The organism is Thermus tenuipuniceus, from assembly GCF_002964845.1.
Lineage (GTDB): Bacteria > Deinococcota > Deinococci > Deinococcales > Thermaceae > Thermus > Thermus tenuipuniceus.
Genome location: NZ_KZ672956.1, coordinates 12,559 through 37,101 on the forward strand (window position 1 = coordinate 12,559; position 24,543 = coordinate 37,101).

General features: G+C 65.2%; 28 protein-coding genes and 1 tRNA gene. 18 read left to right on the forward strand and 11 right to left on the reverse strand.

Annotation, left to right across the window (positions count from 1 at the left end):
• Positions 1-14 precede the first annotated feature (14 nt).
• The 4 genes from C2847_RS00085 (at position 15) to C2847_RS00100 (ending at position 5,434) form a co-directional block, all read left to right on the forward strand.
• Positions 15-1,364 (forward strand): trehalose-6-phosphate synthase, encoded by a 1,350-nt coding sequence (locus C2847_RS00085; RefSeq protein ID WP_105316461.1) that lies wholly within the window; start codon positions 15-17, stop codon positions 1,362-1,364.
• A complete protein-coding gene (otsB, locus tag C2847_RS00090) occupies positions 1,361-2,050 on the forward strand; it encodes a trehalose-phosphatase (protein ID WP_105316462.1) in 690 nt (229 codons plus the stop codon). The genes C2847_RS00085 and otsB overlap by 4 nt, the downstream gene beginning before the upstream one ends.
• A 19-nt stretch (positions 2,051-2,069) precedes the next feature.
• Positions 2,070-4,982, forward strand: a complete 2,913-nt coding sequence (gene treS / locus C2847_RS00095; RefSeq protein WP_105316575.1) for a maltose alpha-D-glucosyltransferase — start codon at positions 2,070-2,072, stop codon at positions 4,980-4,982.
• Positions 4,983-5,080: 98 nt separating this feature from the next.
• Positions 5,081-5,434 (forward strand): glycosyltransferase, encoded by a 354-nt coding sequence (locus C2847_RS00100; protein WP_208619912.1) that lies wholly within the window; start codon positions 5,081-5,083, stop codon positions 5,432-5,434.
• 179 nt (positions 5,435-5,613) lie between these two features.
• Here C2847_RS00100 and C2847_RS00105 read toward each other — a convergent pair whose 3' ends face one another.
• Positions 5,614-5,823, reverse strand: coding sequence for a CDGSH iron-sulfur domain-containing protein (locus C2847_RS00105; RefSeq protein WP_105316463.1), 210 nt, complete (start codon positions 5,821-5,823; stop codon positions 5,614-5,616).
• Positions 5,824-5,854: 31 nt separating this feature from the next.
• Between C2847_RS00105 and C2847_RS00110 the strand changes: the two genes are divergently transcribed.
• From C2847_RS00110 to C2847_RS00120, 3 genes are all read left to right on the forward strand, one after another.
• Positions 5,855-6,247 carry a hypothetical protein gene (locus C2847_RS00110; protein ID WP_105316464.1) on the forward strand — a complete coding sequence of 131 codons (393 nt, stop codon included), beginning with the start codon at positions 5,855-5,857 and terminating at the stop codon, positions 6,245-6,247.
• A complete protein-coding gene (gene tilS, locus C2847_RS00115; protein WP_164835587.1) occupies positions 6,240-7,784 on the forward strand; it encodes a tRNA lysidine(34) synthetase TilS in 1,545 nt (514 codons plus the stop codon). Before C2847_RS00110 ends, tilS begins: the two co-directional genes overlap by 8 nt.
• Positions 7,763-7,854 (forward strand) — tRNA-Ser (locus tag C2847_RS00120). Before tilS ends, C2847_RS00120 begins: the two co-directional genes overlap by 22 nt.
• Before the next feature lie 22 nt (positions 7,855-7,876).
• Here the strand turns inward: C2847_RS00120 and C2847_RS00125 are convergent.
• Entirely contained in the window at positions 7,877-8,485 is a 609-nt protein-coding gene (locus tag C2847_RS00125; protein ID WP_105316465.1) for a YkgJ family cysteine cluster protein, read from the reverse strand.
• A complete protein-coding gene (locus tag C2847_RS00130; protein ID WP_105316466.1) occupies positions 8,482-8,694 on the reverse strand; it encodes a hypothetical protein in 213 nt (70 codons plus the stop codon). The genes C2847_RS00125 and C2847_RS00130 overlap by 4 nt, the downstream gene beginning before the upstream one ends.
• 23 nt (positions 8,695-8,717) lie before the next feature.
• Between C2847_RS00130 and C2847_RS00135 the strand changes: the two genes are divergently transcribed.
• Positions 8,718-9,212, forward strand: coding sequence for a DinB family protein (locus C2847_RS00135; protein WP_208619913.1), 495 nt, complete (start codon positions 8,718-8,720; stop codon positions 9,210-9,212).
• A gap of 38 nt (positions 9,213-9,250) precedes the next feature.
• Positions 9,251-9,646: a DUF3197 domain-containing protein gene (locus C2847_RS00140; protein ID WP_105316467.1), complete on the forward strand. Its 396-nt coding sequence runs from the start codon at positions 9,251-9,253 to the stop codon at positions 9,644-9,646.
• Here the strand turns inward: C2847_RS00140 and C2847_RS00145 are convergent.
• The 8 genes from C2847_RS00145 to guaA all read right to left on the reverse strand — a co-directional run bounded on the left by C2847_RS00145 (position 9,643) and on the right by guaA (position 16,134).
• On the reverse strand, positions 9,643-10,506 hold the full coding sequence (locus C2847_RS00145; RefSeq protein ID WP_105316468.1) for a hydroxymethylglutaryl-CoA lyase: 864 nt from the start codon (positions 10,504-10,506) through the stop codon (positions 9,643-9,645). The two genes, C2847_RS00140 and C2847_RS00145, sit on opposite strands and share 4 nt — an antisense overlap.
• 4 nt (positions 10,507-10,510) lie before the next feature.
• The gene (locus C2847_RS00150) at positions 10,511-12,193 is read right to left on the reverse strand and encodes an acyl-CoA carboxylase subunit beta (protein ID WP_105316469.1); all 1,683 of its coding nucleotides are present in this window, start codon (positions 12,191-12,193) and stop codon (positions 10,511-10,513) included.
• A 24-nt stretch (positions 12,194-12,217) separates the two neighbouring features.
• Positions 12,218-12,703, reverse strand: a complete 486-nt coding sequence (rnhA, locus tag C2847_RS00155) for a ribonuclease HI (protein ID WP_105316578.1) — start codon at positions 12,701-12,703, stop codon at positions 12,218-12,220.
• On the reverse strand, positions 12,700-13,221 hold the full coding sequence (locus tag C2847_RS00160) for a Uma2 family endonuclease (RefSeq protein WP_105316470.1): 522 nt from the start codon (positions 13,219-13,221) through the stop codon (positions 12,700-12,702). Before C2847_RS00160 ends, rnhA begins: the two co-directional genes overlap by 4 nt.
• A 4-nt stretch (positions 13,222-13,225) precedes the next feature.
• Positions 13,226-13,606, reverse strand: a complete 381-nt coding sequence (locus C2847_RS00165; protein ID WP_105316471.1) for a VOC family protein — start codon at positions 13,604-13,606, stop codon at positions 13,226-13,228.
• Complete coding sequence (locus tag C2847_RS00170) at positions 13,606-13,893, reverse strand: glutamine synthetase/cystathionine beta-lyase binding protein (RefSeq protein ID WP_105316472.1); 288 nt, start codon at positions 13,891-13,893, stop codon at positions 13,606-13,608. The genes C2847_RS00165 and C2847_RS00170 overlap by 1 nt, the downstream gene beginning before the upstream one ends.
• A 157-nt stretch (positions 13,894-14,050) precedes the next feature.
• Positions 14,051-14,623 carry a Uma2 family endonuclease gene (locus C2847_RS00175; protein ID WP_105316473.1) on the reverse strand — a complete coding sequence of 191 codons (573 nt, stop codon included), beginning with the start codon at positions 14,621-14,623 and terminating at the stop codon, positions 14,051-14,053.
• Positions 14,623-16,134: a glutamine-hydrolyzing GMP synthase gene (gene guaA / locus C2847_RS00180; protein WP_105316474.1), complete on the reverse strand. Its 1,512-nt coding sequence runs from the start codon at positions 16,132-16,134 to the stop codon at positions 14,623-14,625. Before guaA ends, C2847_RS00175 begins: the two co-directional genes overlap by 1 nt.
• Positions 16,135-16,165: 31 nt before the next feature.
• Between guaA and C2847_RS00185 the strand changes: the two genes are divergently transcribed.
• From C2847_RS00185 to C2847_RS00225, 9 genes are all read left to right on the forward strand, one after another.
• Entirely contained in the window at positions 16,166-16,630 is a 465-nt protein-coding gene (locus C2847_RS00185; RefSeq protein WP_105316475.1) for an S-ribosylhomocysteine lyase, read from the forward strand.
• On the forward strand, positions 16,627-17,292 hold the full coding sequence (mtnN, locus tag C2847_RS00190; protein ID WP_105316476.1) for a 5'-methylthioadenosine/S-adenosylhomocysteine nucleosidase: 666 nt from the start codon (positions 16,627-16,629) through the stop codon (positions 17,290-17,292). Before C2847_RS00185 ends, mtnN begins: the two co-directional genes overlap by 4 nt.
• 15 nt (positions 17,293-17,307) lie before the next feature.
• Positions 17,308-18,231, forward strand: coding sequence for a ribose-phosphate diphosphokinase (locus C2847_RS00195; RefSeq protein WP_105316477.1), 924 nt, complete (start codon positions 17,308-17,310; stop codon positions 18,229-18,231).
• 81 nt (positions 18,232-18,312) lie between these two features.
• On the forward strand, positions 18,313-18,933 hold the full coding sequence (locus C2847_RS00200; RefSeq protein WP_105316579.1) for a 50S ribosomal protein L25: 621 nt from the start codon (positions 18,313-18,315) through the stop codon (positions 18,931-18,933).
• Positions 18,934-19,083: 150 nt separating this feature from the next.
• The gene (gene pth / locus C2847_RS00205; RefSeq protein WP_105316478.1) at positions 19,084-19,662 is read left to right on the forward strand and encodes an aminoacyl-tRNA hydrolase; all 579 of its coding nucleotides are present in this window, start codon (positions 19,084-19,086) and stop codon (positions 19,660-19,662) included.
• Between the two features lie 9 nt (positions 19,663-19,671).
• Positions 19,672-20,640, forward strand: a complete 969-nt coding sequence (ddl, locus tag C2847_RS00210; RefSeq protein WP_105316479.1) for a D-alanine--D-alanine ligase — start codon at positions 19,672-19,674, stop codon at positions 20,638-20,640.
• A 94-nt stretch (positions 20,641-20,734) separates the two neighbouring features.
• Entirely contained in the window at positions 20,735-21,538 is an 804-nt protein-coding gene (locus C2847_RS00215) for a carbohydrate deacetylase (RefSeq protein ID WP_105316480.1), read from the forward strand.
• Positions 21,535-22,788: an MFS transporter gene (locus C2847_RS00220; protein WP_105316481.1), complete on the forward strand. Its 1,254-nt coding sequence runs from the start codon at positions 21,535-21,537 to the stop codon at positions 22,786-22,788. The genes C2847_RS00215 and C2847_RS00220 overlap by 4 nt, the downstream gene beginning before the upstream one ends.
• A 6-nt stretch (positions 22,789-22,794) precedes the next feature.
• Complete coding sequence (locus tag C2847_RS00225) at positions 22,795-24,522, forward strand: glycoside hydrolase family 2 protein (RefSeq protein ID WP_105316482.1); 1,728 nt, start codon at positions 22,795-22,797, stop codon at positions 24,520-24,522.
• Positions 24,523-24,543 lie beyond the last annotated feature (21 nt).

Consider the following 24,543-nt stretch of genomic DNA (forward strand, 5'->3'; position numbering starts at 1 on the left):
GTATACTGACGTCTGTGAGCCTGATCATTGTGGCCAACCGTGCCCCTTTCCGTCTGACCGCCGAGGGGCTGGTTCCCGCGGTGGGGGGGCTCGCCACCGCCTTGTTGCCGGTCCTCGAGGCCCGGGGCGGAACCTGGGTGGCCGCGGCGGAGTGGGGCGGAAGGGGCTGGACGGCGCAGCTACGGCAAAGCGCAATCCGCCTGGAAAGGGTTTTCCTCAGCGAGAGGGAGTGGCAGGGCTATTACGGGGGATTTTCCAACAGGGTTCTTTGGCCTCTTTGCCACTACTTCCTGGAGAAGATAGAACTTAGACGGGAGTATTTCCAGGATTACTTGCGGGTGAACCGCCGTTTCGCCGAGGCGGTGGCTCGCATCCACCGGCATGGGGATACGGTTTTTGTTCAGGACTATCACCTCCTCCTTCTTCCCGGGCTTCTTCGGGAGAGAATCCTGGGGCCCATAGGCTTCTTCTTCCACATCCCCTGGCCCTCCAGCGGGGTCTTCCGCATCCTTCCCTGGGGGCGGGCCTTGGTGGAGGGGGTTTTGGGAGCGGATCTGGTGGGCTTCCACACCTGGGAGTATGCGGAGAACTTCCTGCGCACCGCTGCCCATTACGGTTTTCCCGTGGAGGGGAACCGGGTGCGGGTGGGGGAGCGCATGGTGCGGGTGGAGGCCCATCCCTTGGGCATCGATACCCACCGGTTCCACGAGCTTTCGCAAAGCCCGGAGGTGGGAGCCCATGCCAGGAGCCTGCGGCGCCTGGCCGGGGTGGACCGCCTGATCCTGGGGGTGGACCGTCTGGACTACACCAAAGGGATCCGGGAAAGGCTTTTGGCCTTTGAACGCTTCCTCCAGGCCTACCCCCACTGGCGGGGCCGGGTGGCTTTTTTCCAGATCGCCACCCCGAGTCGCACCCAGGTGGCCGCCTACCGGGAGCTCAAGCGCCAGGTGGACGAGGTGGTGGGGCGGATCCTAGGGAGTTTCCTGCGGGAGGACTGGGTGCCCCTCCGGTACTTTTACCAAACCTACACTCAGGAGGAGCTCTCCGCTTTTTACCGGGCTGCGGACGTGGCCCTCATCACCCTCTTGCGGGATGGGATGAACCTGGTGGCCTTGGAGTACGCCTACACCTCCTTGGAAGGGGTCTTGGTGCTTTCCAACCTGACGGGGGCGGCGGAATACCTCAAGGAGGCCCTTTTGGTCAACCCCTACGACCTGGACGGCATGGCGGCGGCCCTGGATAGGGCCCTGCGCATGCCCTACGGGGAGCGGCAGGAGAGGCTTTTGGCCCTGAAGGCGAGGATCCAGGCCCTGGATGCCCAAAGCTGGGCGGATCGGTTTCTATCCTCCCTGGAGGCGGGATGAGGGTGGCAAACCCCCTCTTCCTTCTGGACTACGACGGCACCCTGGCGCCCATCGCCCCAAGGCCCGAGGAGGCCCTCCCTCACCCGGGAGCCCTCGAGGTCCTTAGGGCCCTGATGGCCCGCTATCCCCTTTACGTGATTACGGGAAGGCGGGTGGCGGACCTGGCTAGGCTTCTTCCCCTTCCGGGCTTAAGGGTGGTGGGGGGGCATGGCTTGGAGGAGGGCGAGATAGGCGGGGAAAGCCATCCCCTTTTCCCTGCGGACCTTGGCCCCCTGCGGCGGGTGCTTCCCTCCTGCCCGGGGGTTTGGCTGGAGGATAAGGGGTTTGCCCTGGCCTTCCACTACCGGGGGGCGGAGGACGAGGAGAGGGTCCGTGCCTGCCTAGAGGTTTGGCTTGCCGCCCACGAGGATCTTTTGCGGGCCTTGGGCCTCGAGGCCCTTGCGGGGAAGAAGGTCCTGGAGATCAAGCCTAAGGGGGCCAGCAAAGGGCAAGCGGTGTTGCGCCTCTTGCCGAGGCACCCCGGCCACACCCCCATCTACATCGGCGACGACGCCACCGACGAGTCCGCCTTCCAGGCCCTTAGGGGGAGAGGGCTGACCTTCAAGGTGGGCCCGGGGCCCACGCAGGCGGAGGAGCGGCTTGGGGATGTGGAGGGGGTTCTGGCCTACTTGAAGTCCTACCTCTAGCGGCGCATACTTGGGGATCGTGGATCCCCTTTGGTACAAGGATGCGGTCATCTATCAGCTTCACGTGCGCTCCTTCTTTGACGCCAACGACGACGGCTACGGGGACTTCGAGGGCTTGAGGCAAAAGCTTTCCTACCTGGAGGCCTTGGGCGTGAACACCCTTTGGCTCATGCCCTTCTTCCAGTCCCCCTTAAGGGACGATGGGTACGACATCTCCGACTATTACCAGATCCTGCCTGTCCACGGAACCCTGGAGGACTTCCGGCGATTCCTGGACGAGGCCCACGCAAGGGGGATGCGGGTCATCATCGAATTGGTCCTCAACCACACCTCCATCGACCATCCCTGGTTCCAGGAGGCCAGGAAGCCGGGTAGCCCCTTGCGGGACTTTTACGTGTGGAGCGATACCCCGGACAAGTACCAGGGGGTGAGGGTTATCTTCCAGGACTTTGAGCCCAGCAACTGGACCTTTGACCCGGTGGCCGGGGCCTACTACTGGCACCGGTTTTACCACCACCAGCCCGACCTCAACTGGGACAACCCTGAGGTGGAGAGGGCCATGCACCAGGTGATGTTCTTCTGGGCCGACATGGGGGTGGACGGTTTCCGCCTGGACGCCATCCCCTACCTCTACGAGCGGGAAGGGACCAGCTGTGAAAACCTTCCCGAGACCATCGAGGCGGTGAAACGCCTGCGCAAAGCCCTGGAGGAGCGCTATGGCCCCGGCAAGGTTCTCTTGGCCGAGGCCAACATGTGGCCCGAGGAGACCCTTCCCTACTTCGGAGAGGGGGAGGGGGTGCACATGGCCTACAACTTCCCCCTGATGCCCCGCCTTTTCCTGGCCCTGCGCCGGGAGGACCGGGGGCCCATCGAGGCCATGCTTCAGGAGACGGAGGGCATACCGGAGACCGCCCAGTGGGCCCTTTTCCTGCGCAACCACGACGAGCTGACCCTGGAGAAGGTCACGGAGGAGGAACGGGAGTTCCTCTGGGAGGTCTATGCCCCCGACCCCCGGTACCGGATCAACCTGGGGATCCGCCGCAGGCTCATGCCCCTTCTGGGTGGGGATAGACGGCGCTTTGAGCTTCTTCACGCTCTCCTCTTCACCCTGAAGGGAAGCCCAATCCTCTACTACGGGGACGAGATCGGCATGGGGGATAACCCTTTTCTGGGCGACCGCAACGGGGTGCGGACCCCCATGCAGTGGTCGGCGGACCGGAATGCGGGTTTTTCCCGGGCTCCCTATCACCGCCTCTTCCTGCCCCCGGTGAGCGAGGGGCCCTACAGCTATCACTTTGTCAATGTGGAGGCCCAGCAGGAAAACCCCCACTCCCTCCTGAACTTCGTGCGCCGCTTCCTGGGTATCCGAAACCGGTACGCTCGGGTTTTGGGCCGGGGAGGCCTGCGCCTGCTTCCCGTGGCGAACCGGCGTATCCTGGCGTATGAAAGGGAGTATGAAGGGGAGAGGATCCTGGTGGTGGCCAACCTTTCCCGCTACACCCAGGCCTTCGACCTGCCCCTGGAAGGATACGAGGGCCTGGTTCCGGTGGAGCTCTTCTCCCAACACCCTTTCCCCCCGGTGGAGGGGCGTTACCGCCTGGCCTTGGGGCCTCATGGATTTGCTCTCTTCTCCCTAAGGCCCAAGGAGGAGACGGAGCGCCTCCACCTTCCCGACTGGGCAGTGCCCGGGGAGGAGGTGGCGGAGGCCCTCGAGGACCTGCCCTCCGTTCCCCTTTCTGGCGGCGTGGAGGGCCTCTTTGTCGATACCTTGGTGGACGAAAGAGCCCGGGCCTCCCTCCTGAGCGCCCTGGGTAAGGTCCTGGGGGAACGGGGTTGGCTAGCCCTGAGGCCTAAGCGGGTGGAGCTCAAGGACGCCCTTCGCTTCCAGAAGGAACCCCCTCTGTACCTCACCCTCCTGCGCCTCGAGGGGGAGGAGGCCTCCCTTGAGGCCTTTTTGCCCATTGCCCTGCGCCGGGAGGGGGAAGGCCCGGGGCTTTTCGCCCGGGTGCGGGGAGGGGGATACCTCTTCGAGCTGTCCCAGGACCCCGGGTTTTACGCCCTTCTCTTAAGACGGCTTTCCCAGGGGTTTGAGGGCCGGAGCCTTAGGGCCCATTACCGAGGCCGTCATCCGGGTCCGGTTCCCGAGACCCTGGAACTCCTCCGCCCGGGTCTAGCGGCAGGGGAAGGGGTTTGGCTCCAGGTGGGGTTGGTCCAGGATGGCGGACTGGACCGCACGGAGCGGGTTTTGCCCCTCCTTTCCCTGCCCTGGGCTTTGAAGCCCGCAGGGGGGCTTTCCTGGGAGCGAGGCCGGGAGCGCCGGGCCTTGGCACTCACCGGTACCCTTCCCTCTGGCCGGCCCCAGGAGGCCTTTGCCTACGCCTTAAGGCTGGCAGAGGAGGGCCTGGCCCGGCTTCAGGACCACCCGGTTGGGGAAGGGGCCTTGGGCCTGATGGCGGATGCCCTTAGGGAGCTGGAGGCCCTGGCCCGACTCCTGGGGGTGCGGCTTGCCCTTTTGCACCGGGCTTTGCGGGAGGTGGAGGGGGAGGGGGATGGGGTACCCCTCCTGAACCGCGGCCTGGGGGCTTTTGTGGAGGTGGAAGGGGAGGTTTTCCTTCTGGCCCTGGGAAAGGAAACCAGGGGCCTTCCCCTTTTGGACCTGGCCCGGCTGGCCTACGACCTGGAGCGGGCCCTCTATCTGGCGGCAGAAAAGAGGGAAGAAGCGGAGGCTTGGGTGGATCTGGCCGCGGACTTTCTGGAGGCGGCTCTTCTTCAGGCCTACCAGGAGGCGTACCCGGGCGATTTGCAGGCCGTGGGGTTCCCCCAGGTCATGCTGGCCTTAGCGCAAGAACAGGCCCTGCGGGAGGAGGGGCTTGGCCGAAAAAGGGTCCTTGAGCGTTGGCGGAGGAGGGCTGGGGACCAAGGGGTCCGGTAGCTGCTCTATAATGGGGGGCTGGGGCGGCGCCATCCCCTTAGCGGACGAGTCTGGGGGACTGCCCGGTTCTCCTTCCCTGGATAAAGGAGGGTTAGGCCATGCGGATCGCTCAGATTGCGCCGCTTTATGAGGCCGTTCCACCCAAGCTCTATGGCGGGACGGAGCGGGTGGTGCATGCCTTGGTGGAAGAACGGGTGCGCCGCGGGCATGAGGTCACCCTTTTCGCTTCGGCGGACTCCCGCACCAGCGCCCGCCTGGTGCCGATGGCGGAGGGGGGATTGCGCCTTTTAGGGGCCAGGGATGGTTTGGCCCTCCACATAGCCATGTTGGAGGAGGTCTATGCCCAGGCGGACCGTTTTGACATCATCCACTTCCCCCGCGCATTCCCCCGCGCAGCCGCGGGGTCCCGCTTCCGGGCTGAACCCTTGGCGCAAGCAAGGGGAGAGGCTTAGGCCCCCTCAACCGGCAAGGCTTGGGGGGTAACCAGACGTGGAGGGGTATCCCTTGCCCCAGGAGTGAGGCGGTGGGGCCCGCAGGCCTCGAGGGGCACCGGGGAAAGGGCAAAGGAGGTACTCCCTGGTCCAGGGGCCCTGGGGTCGGGCCCTCGTCCCTCCGGGCCTTTGGGGAGCCCCTAAGGCGCTGTTTCCAGCTCCCCTTTCTCCGCCTGGAACCCCACCTCCTTGTGGCTGCCGTCGCAGAAGGGTTTGTTTCCGGACTGGCCGCAGCGGCAAAGGGCCAGCTTGGCCCTTTCTAGCTGCATCTCCTCTCCGTTCAGGCGGAAGGGGGTTCCCTCGGGCAGGTCCAGGACGTAGGGGCCGTTTTCCCGGAAGCGAAGCCTCATGGGGTTAGGATACCGCGGCTATAGTGGAAGCATGGTATGCCCGCAAAACGGCAGGGTGGGCCTCGAGGTGCCCTTGAAGACGGTGAAGAACTTCCTCACGGGGAAGGCCCTGGCGCGAATTGACCCCCATGGCCCCCACTACCTTTGCCAGGATCCCGCCTGCCCGGTGGTCTACTACGGCCAGGAAGGGGTTTTCCTCGGGGAAGAGGTGCGCTTTCCCGTCTACGATAAGGGAGCCTCCCTCGTCTGCTACTGCTTCGACTGGACCCGGGAGGGGTTGGCGGAAGCCTTGCGCCAAGGACAGGATCCGGTGGCCCAGGTGGAGGAAGGGATCAGGGCCAAGCGGTGCGCCTGCGATCAGCGCAATCCCCGAGGGCGTTGTTGCCTTTCCACCCTGAAGGCGGAGGTGGCCAGGCTTGCCTGAGGGCTTCCTGCAGGAATTGGAGGAGGCTTTCCAGAAGCACCTGGCCCGGCTTGCGCCCCGGGATCCTTTGGTGCTGGCGGTTTCGGGGGGTGGGGATTCCGTGGCCCTGGCCCACCTGGTGAAGCGGGTTGGGCGAGGGGCGGTGGTGGCCCATCTGGACCATGCCCTCCGCCCGGAAAGCGGGGCGGACCTCTTCTTCGTGAAGGCCCTTGCGGCAAGGCTTGGCTTTCCCTTCCATGCCGAGCGGGTGGAGGTGGGAAGGATCGCCCGGGAAAGGGGGGAGAACCTCGAGGCGGTGGCCCGGGAGATCCGCTACGCCTTCCTGCACCGGGTGGCCAAGGAGGTGAAGGCCAAGGCCATCCTCACCGCCCATACCCTGGACGACCAGGCGGAAACGGTGCTCCTCAAACTCCTCCAGGGCACGGCCCGGGGTCTGGGTATCCGGGAAAAGGAGGGGCTGGTGGTGCGGCCCCTTCTGGCCTTCCGCCGAGCGGAGTTACGGGCCTACCTTAGGGCCCTGGGGGAGGTCTGGCGGGAGGATCCCTCCAACCAGGACCTTTCGCGGGATCGCAACTACCTGAGGCTTAGGGTTTTCCCCCTTTTGGAGGAGCGGTTTCCCGGGGCCAAGGAGGCCCTTTCCCGCTTCGCCCGGGTACGGATGGAGGAGGATGCCCATCTGGAAAGGGAGGCCAGGGCCCGCCTCCTGCCCGACCCCCGCTTCCACGTGCCCGCCTACCGGGCGGTTCCCCTTTTGGAAGCTCCCGCAGTCCTGAGGCAAAGGGCCTTGCGCTTCATCCTGGAGGCCTTGGACCTTCGCCCTGAGGCCCGGCTCATCGTCCTCCTGGAGGGGGCTTTGGCGGGTGGGGTGGCCACCCTGCCCGGCGGGTACACGGTCAGGCGCAAGGGGGGTACCCTTTTCCTCATCCCTCCGAAACCCAGCCTCCCCCTACCCCCAGGGTTCCGCCGGCCCGAACCCGGGGACTACCTGGCCATGCCCTACGGGAGGAAGCGCCTGGTGGATTTTTTGGCGGAAAAAGGGGTGCCCAAGGAGCTCAAGCCCCTTTGGCCGGTGAGGGCGGAGGGCAAGGAGGTGGTGGAGGTCCTGGGCTTCTTTCCCCCTTCCCAGGAGGAAGGGTACATGGCCCTGGCCCTCGAGGAGGCCAGGCGGGCCTTTCAGGAGGGAGAGGTGCCCGTGGGTGCGGTTCTGGTGGTGGGGGAAAAGGTCTTTAGGGCCCACAACCGGGTGGAGGCCACCCGGGACCCCACGGCCCATGCGGAGATGCTCCTTCTCCGGGAGCTGGGCAAGGAGGCCCGGGGGGGGAGGCTCTACGTGACCCTCGAGCCGTGTCGCATGTGCCATCATGCCCTTCAGGAGGCGGGGGTGGAGGTGGTCTACGGGGTGGAGAACCTGAAGGAGGGAGCCTTAACCCGGTTTGGCCACGGGGAGGGCTTGAGGGGTGGCGTCCTGGAAGGGGAGTGTGCTAAGCTCCTAAAGGGTTTCTTTGCCCGGCTCAGGGAGGGGTGCCGGAGCGGTTGAACGGGCCGGTCTCGAAAACCGGTAGGCCCCGCAAGGGGCCTCGCGGGTTCGAATCCCGCCCCCTCCGCCAAAGGGCGGCCTGCGGGCCGCTTTTATACCACCTGGAACCCCCACCGCCCCCCGAGGATCCCCAGCGCCTCCAGGAAGGTTTCCGCCTCCTTCCTTTCCCCGGGAAACCCGGAAAGAAGCAGGTACAAAAGGGTGGCTAGCTCCCCCAGGACCAGGAAGCCGTACCGCCTTTTTTCCTCCTCCCAAACCGCCTCCATGCGCAGGCGGGCCATGCGCCAGGGAGTGGGGAGGAAGTGGCCCTGCTTTAGGCCCGCCTCGGGCTCGCAGAGCCTGGGGTCGCCTTGGGTGAGAAGCCCCCGGCAGGCCAGCGGACGCCAGGGATAGACCCCGCAGAGGCCCTCTTCCAGCAAGGGGCAGGGGGTGCGGGCCAGGAAGTACCGGCCCGGGAAGCGAGGATCGTCCTTGCCCTCCCTCAGGAGGGCAAGCCGCTTGGGGCCTTCCTTCCGGAGCTTGGCCCTTTGAGCCTGGCTAAGGTGGGGGAGAAGGGCTTCCCCTTCCAGGCGGGAAAGGGTCACCAGGCCGAAGCAGCAGGCAAAGCACCCGGCCCGGCAGGAGGGTGCAATCCCCTTTTTGGCCAGATAGTCGGCCAGGTCCGCCTCGAGGGCCAGCCAATGGGCTTCCACCGGGTTCATCGGCGCTGGCGGTACACCCCCTTCCTGGGGTCATAGGGGCAGGCGCGGAAGGCCACGTGGGGGCAGAAGCGCCGGTGGCGGGCCACCTCCTCCGCCAGGGCCTTGGGCAGGTGGCATCGGGGGCAACGGGCCTGGGGAGAGGCTTGCCGCAACCGGTAGGCGAGTAATAGGACCAGGCCCGAAAGGAAGAGAAGACCAAAAGCCTCCACAGGGGTTAGTGTAAGCTCTTCCTATGGCCAGTCTTGCGCCTTTCCTGCAAGCCCTGGAACCCGGGGTTTCCCCGGCCGTTTCCGCCTGGATCAAGGGCCTTAAGGAAGTGGAGCTCCACCTGGACCGCTGGGCCTTCGACCTTTCGGAGGAGGGTTTTTGGTGGCGGCCCAAGGAGGGCCTGAACCCCATCGGGGGCCTGGTGCGCCACATCACCGGAAGCTCCTTGCGGCTTCTTTCCTACGCCTTCCCCCAGGAGCTTCCCGACTGGGCCAAGAAGGGGCGGGAATGGGAGCTCCAGGGGGAGCCTGAGTCCAAAGGGGTGGTGGAGGCCCGCTTCCGGGAGGCTTGGGCAAGGCTGGATTCCGCCTTCCGGAGCCTGCGGGAAGAGGAGCTTTCCCAGGAGGTTCCGGTGGGCGCCCAGGGTTTCCAGGCGCCCCGGGCTCACATCCTCCACCACCTGGTGGAGCATGCCCAGCACCATGCGGGGCAGATCATCTACGCCCGTAAGCTCATGTAGGGACCCGTGTCCTCCCGGGTTGGCCGTAAGATGTTTCCATGGAACGTGTAGGCCTGCGCGGTTCTCCCAACCGGACCCTCGAGGCCCTCAAGGAAGCCCTTAAGGGCGTGCGCTTTCCTGAGGCCAAGGTCTATTTCATCACCGACTGGCAGGACCGCCGGCATCAGGCCCGGTACGCCCTTCTCCTCCACGGGGGCAAGAAGGACCTCCTCACCCCTGACGCCTTTGGTCCCGCCTTTCAGGGAGGGGAAGAGGCGCTTTCGGAGCTGGTTAGCCTGTTGCTGGGGCTTGGGGCCAGGAAGTTCTACGAGGCGGTGGTTTCCCCAGGGGAGCTGACGGGCCTTTTGAACCTGCCGCCGGAGGAGCTCCTTAGGCGGATCAACGCCATCGCCAACCCCACCGACCCTGGCATCTACCTGAAAAGGGCCGCCTAACCGTATAGAAGCTTAAGCCGGGCGGCTTCCCCTGCCAGCTCGGGGAGGGCTTTCAGGTCTATTCCCGTGTGGTAGCCTTTGGTTTCCAGGTAGGGGAGGACCTTTTCCGTGGGCAGGTTTCCCACCAGCTCATCGCCGGCGAAGGGGCAGCCCCCTATCCCGGCCAAGGCACCCTCCAACCAGAGGATGCCGGCCGCCAACGCCGCCTCCACCTTGGCCAAGACCCCTTCCGGGCGGGCGTGCAGGTGGGCCCCTAGGCCTTCCGGGCCGAAGCGGGCCACGGCCTCCTCCAGCACCTCCTGGATGCGGCTTGCCTCCGCCACCCCGTAGGTGTCCGCCAGGGCGATCTCCCTGATCCCAAGTTCCCGTAGCCGTGCGATATCCTCCAGCACCCCTTCCACGCTCCAGGGGTCCCCGTAGGGGTTGCCGAAGGCCATGGAAAGGTAGACCACCAGGCTAAGCTTTCCTTTTGTGGCCTCCACCATGGCCTTTACCAAGGGCCAGGATTCCTGCCGGGTGCGATGGGTGTTCTTCCGCTGGAAGGTTTCCGAAAGGGAGAAGGGGTAGCCGATGGCCGTGAGGTTTGGGGCCTTAAGGGCCCTTTCCAAGCCCTTTTCGTTGGCCACGATGGCCAGATAGGTGCGGCCCTGGGGTGGGGGAAGGCTGGCCAGGACCTCCTCGGCATCCGCCATCTGGGGTACCCACTTGGGGGAGACGAAGCTGGTGAGGTCCAGATGGCGGAACCCCGCTTCCAGGAGTTTCTCTAGGAAGGCCACCTTCTCCTCGGTGGGGATGAAGCGGCTGAAGCCCTGCCAGGCATCCCGGGGGCATTCCACGTAGCGGATGGAGACCTTGGCCATAGGGTTACACCTGGAAGACCCCGGTGCGGAAAGGTTCCCGCTCGGGGTTTGAGGCGCAGGCCTCGAGGGCCCGGATAAGCCACTTCCGGGTCTCGTGAGGGAGGAGGATCCCGTCCACCCAGAGCCGGGCGGCGGCGTACCGGGGGTCCAGGGTTTCCTCGTAGCGGCCCTTGATGCGCTCGTAAAGCTCCTTTAGCTCTTCGTCAGAGGGTTCCTTCCCCTCCCGCCTGAGCTTTTCCACCTCCAGCTCCAAAAGGGTCTTGGCCGCCTGGGCCCCGCCCATCACCGCGTACTTGGCGCTGGGCCAGGCGAAGATGAACCTGGGGGCGTAGGCCTTGCCCGCCAGGGCGTAGTTCCCCGCCCCGAAGGAACCCCCCAGGATCAGGGTGATCTTGGGCACCACGGAGTTGCTCACGGCATTGACCAGCTTGGCTCCCCGGCGGATGATCCCCGCCTGCTCCGACTCCTTCCCCACCATGAAGCCCGTCACGTCCTGGAGGAAGAGGAGGGGGATGTTCATCTGGTTCACCTCGAGGATGAACCGAGCGGCCTTGTCCGCCGCCTCCGCGTAGATCACCCCCCCCACCTCGATCCGTCCCTTCTTCTTCAGGATGAGGCGCTGGTTGCCCACGATGCCCACGGGGAAACCCCCGATGCGGGCAAACCCCGTGACCAGGGTCTCCCCGTATCCCCCCTTGTACTCCAAAAACTCCGAGCCATCCACCAGCCGGGCGATCACCTCCCGAAGGTCGTAGGGACGGCTGCCGTCAGGGGCGATGAGGCCGTAGAGGTCTTCGGCGGGGTAAAGGGGTTCCCTGGGTTCCTTGCGCCCTTCTGCCCAGGGGGCGAGCCTGGGGGGTGGGTACAGGGCGATGAGCTGGCGGATCCTTTCGATGGCCGCTTCGTCGTTCGGCTCGTAGAAGTCCACGGTACCCGAGACCTCAAAGTGCATGCGGGCCCCGCCCAGCTCCTCGCTGCTGACCTCCTGGCCGATGGCCGCTTTTACCAGGGCAGGCCCCGCCAGGTAGAGGCCACTTCCCTCGGTCATGATGAGGACGTCGGTCATGACGGGGAGGTAGGCTCCCCCGGCCACGCAGTTGCCCATGATGGCGGAGATCTGGGGGATGCCCAGGGCGGACATGCGGGCATTGAGGTAGAAGATACGGCCAAAGTCGTCCTGGTCCGGGAAGACCTCGTCCTGTAGGGGTAGGAAAACCCCGGCGGAGTCCACCAGGTACAGGGTGGGGATGCGGTTTTCCAGCGCTATGGTCTGGGCCCGGATCACCTTCTTGGCGGTGATGGGGAAGAAGGCCCCCGCTTTCACCGTGGCGTCGTTGGCGATGATCATCCAGGTCTGGCCCTGGATCTGTCCCAGGCCGGTGATGACCCCTCCGGCCGGGGCCCCGCCCCACTCCTCGTACATCCCCCACCCGGCGAAGGCCATGAGCTCGTAGAACTCCGCGCCCGGCTCCAGAAGCCTGGCAATGCGCTCCCGGGCGGTGAGGCGTCCCTTTTTATGCTGGCGTTCCACCGCCTTGGGGCCTCCTCCCTGGCGCACCCGTTCCAGGCTCTCCTTGAAGTCCCGCACCAGGGCCACCCAGGCGTCCTTATTGGCCTTGAAGACCGGGCCTTCCCGCTCCTCCGGGCGGAGCTTGCTCTCGAGGCGGCTCGTGGGCTGGCCTAGCATGGCCTTAGTATAACGTTTTTCTGCCTATCGGGGAAAAAGCGTGGCTCCCTTAGGGGGGCAGGGGGTTTGGGACAGGGCCTTTTGCCGCTGGGCCTGGTGCCTGGCCTCCCGGTCCACCCGTTCGTTCTCCGGGTGGCCGCCATGTCCACGCACCCAATGGGGCACCACCCGGTGCCGCTTGAGCTCCAGCATAAGGGCTTCCCAGAGGTCGCGGTTTTCTATGGGCTTGCCGTCCGCCCTCCGCATCCCTCTTTTTTCCCAGGCGGGAAGCCACTCGTTTAGGGCCTTCACCAGGTACTGGCTGTCGGAGAAGAGGTGCACTTCACAGGGTTCCTTGAGCGCCCTAAGCCCTTGCAGCAGGGCGGTGAGCTCCATGCGGTTGTTGGTGGTGCAGGGCTCGCCTCCGGAAAACATTCGTTCGTGGCTGCCATAGCGCAAAAGCGCCGCCCACCCGCCAGGGCCGGGGTTACCCAGGCAGGCCCCATCGGTGAAAAGCTCCACCGGTTTCACGACCAAGGGATGGGCTGGTGGGGGAAGGCCAGGGGGGCCTTGGCCTCGCCGGGGAAGAGGATCTCCCTGAGGCGGTAGTGGCCCTCTTGGGGATGGCGGTAGACCTCAAGGAGGTTTTCCACCAGGTTCACGATCCAGACCTCAGGGATACCTGCTTTGGCATACAGGGCGAGCTTCCTGCGGTCGTGGTCCAGGCTGGTGTCGGCCACTTCTATGAGGAGGAGGACATCCTTGGCCTCAGGAAGGCGCTCGCTGTACTCTTCCAGTGGTGGCCGCAGAACCTGGAGGTCGGGTTCGGGCTCGGAGTCGGGGGAAAGGCGCAGGGGGGATTGCACGGCGATGACCGCCTCCTCTCCCAATAGAGCCTGGAGCCTCTTGTCCAAGAGGGCTACAGCAAAGACGTGCCTAGGACCAATCGGGCTCGTCTCGTAGATCTCCCCCTCGAGGAGCTCGAGGTGCTTCACCCCCTGGAAGAGGCGCTCAAACTCTCCTACCCCGAAGCGGTACCGGGTGGCCATGCCCTCATTCTAGGCCCCAGATGGCAGCGGGGGCCAGCTCCACCAGGTTTCCCGCGGGGTCGCGGGTGTAAAGGCTTTTCCCCCGGGGCCAGTCCGCCCACCAGACGGGAAAGCCCGCTTCCTCCAGCCTCTTGGCCCAAAGGGAAAGCTCTTCTTCCGCCACCCGAAAGGCCACGTGCACGCTCCCACGGGCCCCGTGGGGGGGAAGGGTTTCCTCCTTTTCCGTGTGCTCGGGGTTGAAGACCAAAAAGACCCCGCGTCCGGCCCGGAAGAAGGCGTGGCGCGGGGGCTGGTACTGGAAGCAAAGAAGACCCAGGACCCCCTCGTAAAAGGCCCGGGCCTTCTCCAGATCCTCGGCGTAGACGGCGGTCTCCAGAACCTCCACTACTTGAGCTTGGCGATGAGGTCGGCCACGGGGATGGCCTCGAGGGTAATGGTTTTCACGCTACCCCTGGCCCCCAAGTGGAGCATGGCCCGGGCCACCGCCAGGGCATCCTCCGCCTCCACGATGTTCACGAAATCATAGGGCCCCAAAACCGCGTACTGGGCCACCACCTTGACCCCGAAGTCCCTTTCCAGTTCCTGGTTCACCTCCTTGATGCGCTCGGGGTTTTTCACCAGGGTCTCGGCGCCATCGTCCGTGAGGGTGCTGAGGACGATAAAGGTGGGCATCTTGGCCTCCTTTCCCCCTCAGGATAGCCCAGGAGTTCCAGTTTGACAATCGAGCCAAGTACCCCGGTTGGGGTTTGCGCCCCAGCGGGGACCCCAGAAAGGCTGTGGGCAAGCCGCATCCGCCTTTGCCGATGGGGCGACCTTCGTGCATGGGTCCTTAGTCTTCCTGAGGCGTTTCCAGGGGAATCCCGCTATAGACCTCCTCCAAGGAGAGGGTTCCTTGGGGGCAGGGCAAGGGTACCTCCCCTTCTGTGAAGACCTGATAGAGGATGCCCGTGGCCTTTTTTTGATAAAGCTCTATTCGCCTTTCCCGGATATCCGCCAATACATACCCTTGCAGGGAAGGCAGGGAAAGATACCGCCAAAGCTTCTCCCGCCGGTCTATCCCTTCGGTGCTTGGGGAAAGGACCTCCACCACCAGGCAGGGAGTTTCCTCGTAGTAGGGGTTTTCGGGCGGGGGAGCACAAACCACCATGAGATCCGGGTAGTAGACGGTCCTTTCCCCCACCTTGAGCTTCATATCCGCCACGTAGAGGCGGCATCCCTGCCTACGGGCTAAGGGGCCCAAGAGGAGGGCCAGGTTGGTGGTTAAAAGGGCGTGAGCCCGGCTGGCCCCGGCCATGGCGTAGGGCAGGCCCTCCACCAGCTCATGCTTAGTTTCATACCGGGCTTCCCAGGCCAGATACTCTTCCAGGGAAAGGGGTTTTAGGGCCTTGGCGGGTTCGCCCATCACTCCCATTCTATGGTGGCGGGAGGCTTGGAGGTGAGGTCGTAGACCACCCGGCCGATCTCCGGCACCCTGCGGGTGATGCGCCGGGCTGCTTCGTCCAGGAAGTCCAGGGGCAGCCGGGCCCAGTCGGCGGTCATGAAGTCCTCGGTGGTCACGGCCCTTAAGGCCAGGACGTAGCCGTACTTCCGCTCGTCCCCTGCTACCCCCACGCTCCGCACCGGGGTGAGGACCGCCAGAGCCTGGGCCACCTGGCCGTAGAGGCCCCACTCCTTGAGGAGGCTGATGAAGATGTCGTCCGCCCGTCGGAGGATGTCCAGTTTTTCCTCCGTGACCTCCCCCAGGATGCGCACCGCCAGGCCCGGCCCCGGGAAGGGGTGGCGCAGGCGGATGGGGTCGGGAAGGCCGAGAAGCAGGGCGAGTTCCCGCACCTCATCCTTGAAGAGGAGGCGGAAGGGCTCGAGGAGCTCGAACTTCAAATCTTCAGGAAGACCGCCCACGTTGTGGTGGCTCTTGATCTTGGCCGCCCCATGCCCGCCCGCGGACTCGATCACGTCGGGGTAGAGGGTCCCCTGGGCGAGGAAGCGGAAAGGGCCTGCTTCCCGGGCCACCTGGGAGAAGACCTCCACGAACTCCCGCCCAATGATCCGGCGCTTTTCCTCGGGGTCTTCCACCCCCTTGAGGGCCTCGAGGAAGCGCTCCTTGGCGTCCACCACCCGGAGGTTCACCCCCAGGGCCTTAAGGGCCCCCTCCACCTCCTCCTGCTCCCCTAGGCGCAGGAGGCCGTGGTCCACGAAGACCGCCAGGTGGTTCACCCGGGCCTTGGCCAAGAGGAGGGCCAGGGTGCTGGAGTCCACCCCGCCGGAAACCGCCAGGAGCACCCGGTCCTCGCCCACCCTTTCCCGCACCTCCTTAACCAGGCTTTCCAGCACGTGCTCCGGAGTCCAGTCCCGTTTTACCCCGGCGATCCCCAGGAAGTTTTCCAGGATCTGCATCCCCTTGGGGGTATGGGCCACCTCGGGATGGAACTGCACAGCAAAGGTCCTGCCGTCTGGGGCTTCCATGGCCGCCACGGGGTTCTCCTCCGTCTCCGCCGCCACCCGCCACCCCGGGGGCAGCTCGGTCACAGCGTCCTGATGGCTCATCCAGACCTGGACCTCGCCCTCCAAGCCTTTGAAGAGGGGGCCCTGGTAGCGGGTGAGGAGGGCCTTGCCGTACTCCGCCCGCCCCGCGCGCTCCACCTTGCCCCCAAGCTCCTGGGCAAGAAGCTGCATCCCGTAGCAGATGCCCAGGGTGGGAAAGCCCAGGTTCAGGACCCTAGGGTCGGGCCGGGGGGCATCGGGGTCAAAGACGCTTTTGGGTCCCCCGGAGAGAATGAGGGCCTGGGGCTTGTGCTTAAGGATCTCCTCCAGGCTTGCCTGCCCCGGCAGGATCAGGGAAAAGACCCGAAGCTCGCGGAGCCTTCTGGCGATGAGGCGGGTGTATTGGGAACCGAAGTCCAGGACCAGGACCATGGAAGCCAGTCTAGCAGGGTAGGATAAACCCATGGCTGAGGTGGAAAGCTTTGCCCTGGACCACACGAAGGTGAAGGCTCCCTATGTCCGCCTGGCGGGGAGGAAACGGGTGGGAAGTGGCCTGGTGGAGAAGTATGACCTGCGCCTGGCCCAGCCCAACCGGGAGGCCATCCCCACGGGGGCTTTGCACACCTTAGAGCACCTTCTGGCGGGTTATCTCCGCGACCACCTGGAAGGGGTCATAGACCTTTCCCCCATGGGGTGCCGCACGGGGTTCTACCTGGTGGTGGAAGGCCCTTTGGAGGAGGAAGGGGCTTTGGTGGCCTTTGAACGAGCCTTAAGGGATGTTCTCCTGCACGAGGGGCCCATTCCCGGGGCAAGCTTCAGGGAGTGCGGCAACTACCGCGACCACGACCTCCAAGGGGCCAAGGCCTGGGCGGAGAAGGTCCTGAGGGAGGGCCTCAGGGTCCAGCCCACCGTTCCCCTCGCGCCATGACCGCCTTCTTTGCCGCGGAACCTGAGGAGGCGAGGGCCCTAAAGGAGGCCTTGGGGGCGGTGGAGGCCCTCGAGGCCCCCTTCCCCCTCCACCGGGGAAAGGGGGTGCTGGTGGCAGAGACCGGCGTGGGGAAGGTGGCGGCGGCCTCGGCGGTGGCCCATGTCCTCACGCGTTTCGCTCCCAGGGAGAGCTTCTTCCTGGGGGTGGCGGGGGGGCTGGACCCTTCCTTTAGGGCCATGGACCTCCTGCTGGCGGAGCGGGCGGTGCAATGGGATGTGGACCTGACCCCCTTTGGTCGGGAGCCCGGGGAGACGGCCTTTGGCGTGCGCTTCTTTCCTTCCGACCCCCACCTTTTGGCCCGGGCAGAGGGGGTGGCCCAGGTCCTGGGCTTTCCCTTCCGGCGGGGGGTGGTGGCCACGGGGGACCGGTTTCTGGCGGATAGGGAGGAGGCAAGGAGGCTGGCCCGGCTCCACGGGGCCCAGGCGGTGGAGATGGAAGGGGCCGCGGCCCTCATGGTGGCCTGGCGCTTTCGGCATCCCATGGCCCTGGTCCGGGTGATCACCGACGGGGCGGGTGAAGAGGCCGTTAGCGATTTCCAGGTGTTTTTAAAGGAGGCCTCGAGGCGGCTTGGCTACCTGGCCCAGGCTCTTTTGGCATACTGAAAAGGGAGGGGCAAGGTGGAGATCAAGCTCTTCACGGGGAACGCCCACCCCGACCTGGCCCGGCGGGTGGCGGAGGCCTTGGGGATACCCCTAGGAAAAGCCCTGGTGGATCGCTTCCCCGACGGCGAGGTGCAGGTGCGGCTTCTGGAGAGCGTGCGAGGGAATGACGTCTACCTGATCCAGCCCACCAGTCCTCCGGTCAACGACCACCTGATGGAGCTCCTCCTCCTGGCCGATGCTGCCCGCAGGAGCTCAGCCGCCCGCATCAACGCCGTCATCCCTTATTTCGGCTATGCCCGCCAGGACAAGCAAACCCAGGGCCGGGAGCCGGTGAGCGCCAAGCTGGTGGCCAATCTCCAGGAGGCTGTAGGGGTGCACCGGGTGATCGCCATTGACCTGCACGCCCCCCAGATCCAGGGCTTTTTTGACATCCCCGTGGACCACCTGTCCGCGGTGCGCCTTTTTGCCCGCTATATGCAGGAGAGAGGATATACGGAAAACGCCGTGGTGGTTTCCCCGGATGCCGGCCGGGCGGAGGAGGCGAGGCGGCTTTCCGAAAGGTTGGGCCTGCCTTTTGCTATGCTGGCCAAGCGCCGCCATGGCCCCAAGGAGACCTCCGTCACCTACGTGATCGGAGAGGTAGCGGGGAAGAGGCCCTTGATCATCGACGACATCGTTTCCACTGGGGGGACCATCCGGCGGGGGGTGGAGGCCCTTCTTCAGGCAGGGGCCTTGCCCGAGGTGGTGGTCATGGCCACCCACCCGGTGTTGGTGGGGGAGGCCCGGGAAAACCTTTCCCACCCCGCCATTCGGGAGGTGGTCTTTACCGACACCATCCCCCTAAGGGACGGGGGGTATACGGTGCTTTCCACCGCCGAGCTTCTGGCCCAGGCCATCCAGCACGTGCACACCAACCAGTCGGTGAGCGCGTTGATCTGAGGTGGCAGGAGGGTCTACGGGTGTGCTAAGCTTTCCCATAGTGTGCCCCTTGGGGGCCTTTGCCTTTTGCTAGGAGGAGACATGGAATACCGTTTGAAGGCCCAGTACCGGGAAGGGGAGAAGCCCGCCGCCTTGCGCCGTGCGGGGAAGCTCCCCGGCGTCATCTACAACAAGCACTTGAACCGGAAGGTGTACGTGGAGCTTGGGGAGTTTGACAAGGTCTTCCGCCAGGCTTCCATCCACCACGTGATCGTCCTGGAACTCCCCGACGGCCAGGAACTGCCCACCCTGGTGCGCCAGGTGAACCTGGATAAGCGCCGGCGTCGCCCCGAGCACGTGGACTTCTATGTGCTCTCCGACGAGCCCGTGGAAATGTACATCCCCTTGCGCTTCGTGGGCACGCCCCAGGGGGTGCGGGAAGGCGGCGTCTTGCAGGAGATCCACCGGGATATCCTGGTGCGGGTTTCCCCAAGGAACATCCCCGAGTTCATCGAGGTGGACGTTTCGGGGCTGGGCATCGGGGATAGCCTGCACGCTGCTGACCTGAGGCTTCCCGAAGGGGTGAGGCTGGCGGTTTCCCCCGAGGAAACCATCGCCGCCGTGGTGCCCCCTGAGGATGTGGAGAAGCTGGCGGCGGAGACCCTCGAGGCCCCCACCGAGCCCGAGGTCATCAAAAAGGGCAAAAAGGAAGAGGAGGAGTAGGACTACCCCACCTTGGCAAAAGCCAAGGTGGGGACCCCGGTGCATCCCTTTTCCAGGCCACGCCCTCGGGCGCCTGGGGAGCAAGGTATGGCGAGAAAGGGATAGGGGGTGGGATGGGCGGGCAGTCCGTCTCCTTTTTGGAGGGAGAGGATGTTTTTGGTGGTGGGCCAGGGGAACCCGGGGGAGAGGTACGCCAGGACCCGACACAACCTGGGCTTCATGGTCCTAGACCGGCTGGGCCTGGAGTTTCGGGAGAGGGGGGAGGCCCTTTTGGCCGAGGTGGAGGTGGAGGGGGAAAAGGGGTTTTTCCTCAAGCCCCTCACCTACTACAACCTGAGCGGCCAGGTGGTGGCTCCCTTGGTGCGCTTCTACAAGATCCCTTCGGACCGGCTTCTGGTGGTCCACGACGAGATGGACCTGCCCCTGGGCCGCCTGCGCTTCAAGGCCGGGGGCAGCGCGGCGGGGAACCGGGGGGTGGCCTCCATCGCCCAGGCCCTGGGGACCGAGGCCTTTCACCGCCTGCGCTTGGGGATTGGCAAGCCCCCTTCCCGGGAACTGGGGGCAGAGTATGTCCTTTCCCCCTTCCTTCCCGAGGAGTGGCCGGTGGTGGAGCGGGTCCTCGAGGCGGCCAAGGAAGCTGTGCTCTGCTGGGTGAAGGAGGGGCTTCCTCCCTGTGCGGGCCGTTTTAACGGCCTGGATCTTTCCCAGGGCTTGAGGGAAAAGGGCTAAGCTTTAGGCATGTCCGCGCCCAAGGTCCTCCTCATCGCCGGGGGAAGAAGCCCCGAGCATGAGGTTTCCCTTCTTTCCGCCCAGGGGGTTTTGGAGCACATGCCTTTTTCCACCGAGCTGGCCGTGATCGCCAAGGACGGCAGGTGGCTCCTGGGGGCGGAGGCCCTGGCCGCCCTTAGGGCCAAGGTGGCCCCTATCGGCCGGCACGCCTTTCCACCTCCTCTGGATTGGAGCCGGTATGACGTGGTCTTCCCCCTGCTTCACGGAAGGTGGGGGGAGGATGGCACCATCCAAGGGTTCTTGGAAATCCTGGGTAAGCCCTACGTGGGGGCGGGGGTGGCGGCCAGCGCCCTTTGCATGGATAAGGACTTAAGCAAAAGGGTTCTGGCCCAGGCGGGGATTCCCGTGGTTCCCTGGGTGGCCCTTTATCAGGGAGAGCGCCCCTTTATCCCCTTTGACCCGCCCTTTTTTGTGAAGCCCGCCAACACGGGTTCCAGCATCGGCATCCACCGGGTGGAGCATTACGCCGAGCTGGAGGAGGCCTTGGCCGAGGCCTTCCGCCACGACCAGAAGGCGGTGGTGGAGCAGGCGCTTTCGGGGGTGCGGGAGCTGGAGGTGGGTATTCTGGGGAACATCTTTGGCGAGGCCAGCCCCGTGGGGGAGGTGCGCTACCAGGCGGCCTTCTACGACTACGAGACCAAGTACACCCCGGGCCGGGCGGAGCTTTTGATCCCTGCCCCCCTGGACCCCGGTACCCAGGAAACCGTGCAGGAGCTGGCCTTGAAAGCCTACAGGCTTTTGGGCATCCGCGGCATGGCCCGGGTGGACTTTTTCCTGGCGGAAGGGGAGGTCTACCTCAACGAGATCAACACCATTCCCGGCTTTACCCCCACCAGCATGTACCCCAGGCTTTTTGCCGCCGGAGGGCTACCTTACCCCGAGCTTTTAAGGCGGCTGGTGGAGCTGGCCCTGGAGTGAGGGGCTTAACCCCTCGAGGGGCTTGGCCAAGCCCCTTTTTGCTTTTTTCTCTGGTGGTGCGCTAGGATGGAATCCGAAGGGAAAGGGGGTTTTTATGGACCTTCTGGAGCGGCTTGGGCTTCTTGGGCGGCGGGTCCTCCTCCTGCACCACGACGACCTGGGCCTGACCCATGCGCAAAACGGAGCCTACCAGGTCCTGGGATTTCCCACGGGAAGCGTGATGGTGCCAGGGGCCTGGGCCAGCGGGGTCAGGGGAGAGGACCTTGGGGTGCACCTGGTGCTCACCAGCGAGTGGCCTGCCCCCAGGATGCGGCCCCTCACGGAAGGGGAAAGCCTTCGGGACGAAGTGGGGTATTTCCCTTCTTCTCTGGAGGTTCTTTGGCAGAATGCCCGCCTCGAGGAGGTGGAGCGGGAGCTAAGGGCCCAGATTGGGGCGGCGAAAAGGCTTTTCTCCCCCACGCACCTGGACACCCACCAGGGGGCGGTCCTCCGCCCCGACCTGGCGGAGGTCTACGTGCGCCTGGCCCAGGAATACCGCCTGGTGCCCTTGATCCCGGAGAGCCTCGAGGGCCTGGGGGTCCCGCCTGTATTTTTGCCGGAGCTGGAAAGGCTCATGGCCCAGGTGCCCTTCCCCAGGGTGCGCTTCCTGGACCCCTATGGCCTTCCCCCGGAGGGGCGGCTTGGCTTTTACCTGAACCTGGCCAACCTGCCCCCTGGCCTTTACTACCTGGTCCACCACAGCGCCCTCCCCACCCCTGAGGGCCGGGTCCTTCCCGACTGGAGGACGCGGGAGGCGGATTACTTCGCCCTTGCCCACCCCGAGGTGCGCCGGGTCCTTTCCGAGTTCTACCCCCTCACCTGGCGGGCCGTGCGGGAAGTCCTTTGGGGGGAATCATGAAAAAGTGGCGCTACGCCTCGGGGCAGCTGGGCCTCACCCTGGTTTCCGAGAGCTTCGGCACCTATCTGGCCTTCTTTTATCTGGAGAAGCTCGGCCTTTCCGCTGCCTTTTACGCCCTGGCCCGCACGGTGTATGCCTTTTGGGACGCCATCAACGACCCCCTGTTCGGCCACCTTTCCGACCGCACCAAGACCCGGCTGGGCCGTAGGCGGCCCTGGCTTCTTGTGGGTGTTCCCCTGTTTCTTCTCTTCTACCTCCTGGTCTTCTGGGTGCCGGACTGGGCCCGCTCCCCTCAGGTCCTGCCCTACTACTTTGCCGTGGGCATTGTCCTTTATGAAACCATGGCCACCGTGGTCTGGACCAACTACGGGGCCCTCTTCCCGGAGATGTTCCGGGGCCTTGGCGAGAGGGCGGGAGCCGCGGCCTTGAAGCGGGGCACGGAGCTTTTCGGTTTGATCCTGGGGATTGCCGTGGCCCCCCTGGTCTACGCCCAGGTGGGGTTTTTGGGCATGGCCCTCCTCTTCGCCGTGCTTGCCCTTGTGGCCTTTCTCCTCTTCTTCCCAGGCATCCAGGAGGACCCCAAGGCGGAAAGTGGCCTGGGGCTAAGGGAGTCCTTCCGCCTGGTCCTGGCGAACCGGGCCTTCTGGGTGGCGGCTTTGGTGGGGCTTCTCTTTGAGTTTGGGCGCATGGTGATCCAAACGGGGATGGCCTTCTATGCCAAGCACAGCCTGGGCCTGCCGGAAGGGGCCACCACCTTTCTTTTCGCCGCCGTTTTCCTGGTGGCTATACCCTCGGTCTTCCTCTGGGGCCGGCTGGCAAGGACCCTGGGGGGCAAAAGGGCCTGGCGGCTCGCCCACCTCCTCATGGGCGTGGCGGCCTTGCTCCTTTTCCTTCCCCAAAGCCTCCTTTCCGCCATCCTGGTGGGGGCCTTGGTGGGGGTGGGGTTTGCCGGGGTTAGGGTCACGGGGGAGGTGGTGATGGCCAAGGTGATAGACCTGGACGCTGAGGGGACGGGCACCCGGCGGGAAGGGGCCTACTACAGCCTGGTGGGGCTTTTTGGCCGGGCCTCAGGGGCCTTGGTGGGGCTTTCCTTCGCCCTCCTTGGACTCTTTTTTGGGTATGTGAGCGGGGAAAACCCCGGGCCGAACCCGGGTTTGGCCTTCCGCTTCCTGGTGGCGGTGATTCCGGGGGTGGCTATCCTGCTGGCCTACTTCCTTGCGGCCCTTTTCCCCCACGAGATCAAGGAGTAGAGCCCTATGAAGCTGGACCCTAACCATCCCAGGCCCACCCTCCAGCGCCCGGGTTGGAAGGACCTCGAGGGCCCGTGGAACCTCTCCTTGAACGAGGCCGAGGACCCCACGAAGGTGCGCTTCGACCGCACCATCCAGGTGCCCTTTCCCCCCGAGGCCCCGGGTAGCGGGGTGGGCGAACCCTGGGTGCAGGTGGCCTGGTACCGGAAGGTCCTAAGGGTAAAGCCCAGGCCCGGCCTTCGGCTTTTCCTGCGCTTTGGAGCGGTGGACTACCGGGCGGAGGTCTTTTTGAACGGGGCCCGGGTCCTGGAACACGAAGGGGGGCATACCCCCTTTGGCCTGGAGCTCACCCCCTTCCTGGGGAGGCCCTTGGAGGTCCTGGTGCGGGCGGAGGACGATCCCTCGGATCCGGAAAAGCCTAGGGGCAAGCAGGCCCTGGGGGAGCCCGAGGGCATCTTCTACCCGAGGACCACGGGGATCTGGCAGCCAGTTTGGCTGGAATGGGTTCCGGAAAGCCATATCGCCTCCCTTCGCCTCCGCCCGGACCTCGAGGCCTTGGGCTTCCACCTGGAGGTCCAGGCCGTGGGGGAAGGGGATGCGGTGGAGGTGGCCCTTTTTCCGGGGGTGCGGGGGGAGGTTCCCTTTGGGGAAAAGCCTTGGCTGGAAGCCCGTTTTCCCCTTGCCGGCGGGCTTGCCCGAGGGTTTTTGGGGCTTCCCCTAAAGGGAGAGGCCGGGGCTTTCCTCTGGCGCCCGGAGAATCCGGTGCTTTTCCCCTTGTGCCTCCGCCTCCTCGGGGGAAGGCGGGTTCTGGACGAGGCCTACTCCTACGGGGGCTTAAGGGAAGTTTCCGCCCGGCAAGGGGTCTTCTTCCTCAACAGGGAGCCCTACTACCCCAAGCTGGTCCTGGACCAGGGGCTTTGGCCGGAGGGGCACCTGGCCCCGCCTGGCCTATCCGCCCTTAGGCGGGACGTGGAGCTCGTTAAGGCCCTGGGCTTCAACGGGGTGCGCAAGCACCAGAAGCTGGAGGACCCCCGCTACCTCCACCTGGCGGATCGGCTAGGACTTTTGGTCTTCGCCGAGATGCCAAGCTTCTTCCGCTTCTCTCCCAAGGCCGCCCGGCGCTACCTGGCCGAGCTGGTGGCGGCCTTGGAGCGGGACCACAACCACCCCAGCGTGGTGGCCTGGGTCCTTTTCAACGAGAGCTGGGGCCTTTGGCCTTGGGGGCCTGAGGCTCGCTTCTTCCTCCAGGGCGTGTTTTTCCTGGCCCGCTCCTTGGACCCCACGCGCCTTTTGGTGGATAACGACGGCTTTGAGCACGGGTCCTTTTGGGACCTCTATACCGTGCACGATTACGCTCCCCCCGAGGTCCTTGCCCGCCGCTACCGCCAGAAGCCCTTTCCCCTGGCCCCCATGGGCCGGCCCCTTTCCTGGGAGGTTCTTCCTGAAGGGGTGCACCCCTTCCTCTCCGAGTTCGGGGGTGTAAGGCTCAAGGGCTCCACCCCGGGCTGGGGGTACCGGGAGGTGGAGGGGGAGGAGGCCTTCTTGCAGGAGGTTCTCCGTTATTTGGAGGTGGCCTGCGAAAGCCTCCTGGGCGGGTTTTGCTACACCCAGCTCTACGACACCTTCCAGGAGGAAAACGGGCTTTTGGACTTCTGGCGCAGGCCCAAGGTGCCCCCGGAGAGGGTGCGGGCTTTCCTGGAGGGGTGCGAGGCCAGACGGATGCTTTGGGGGTAGGTTATGGGTGCGCCGCGAAAG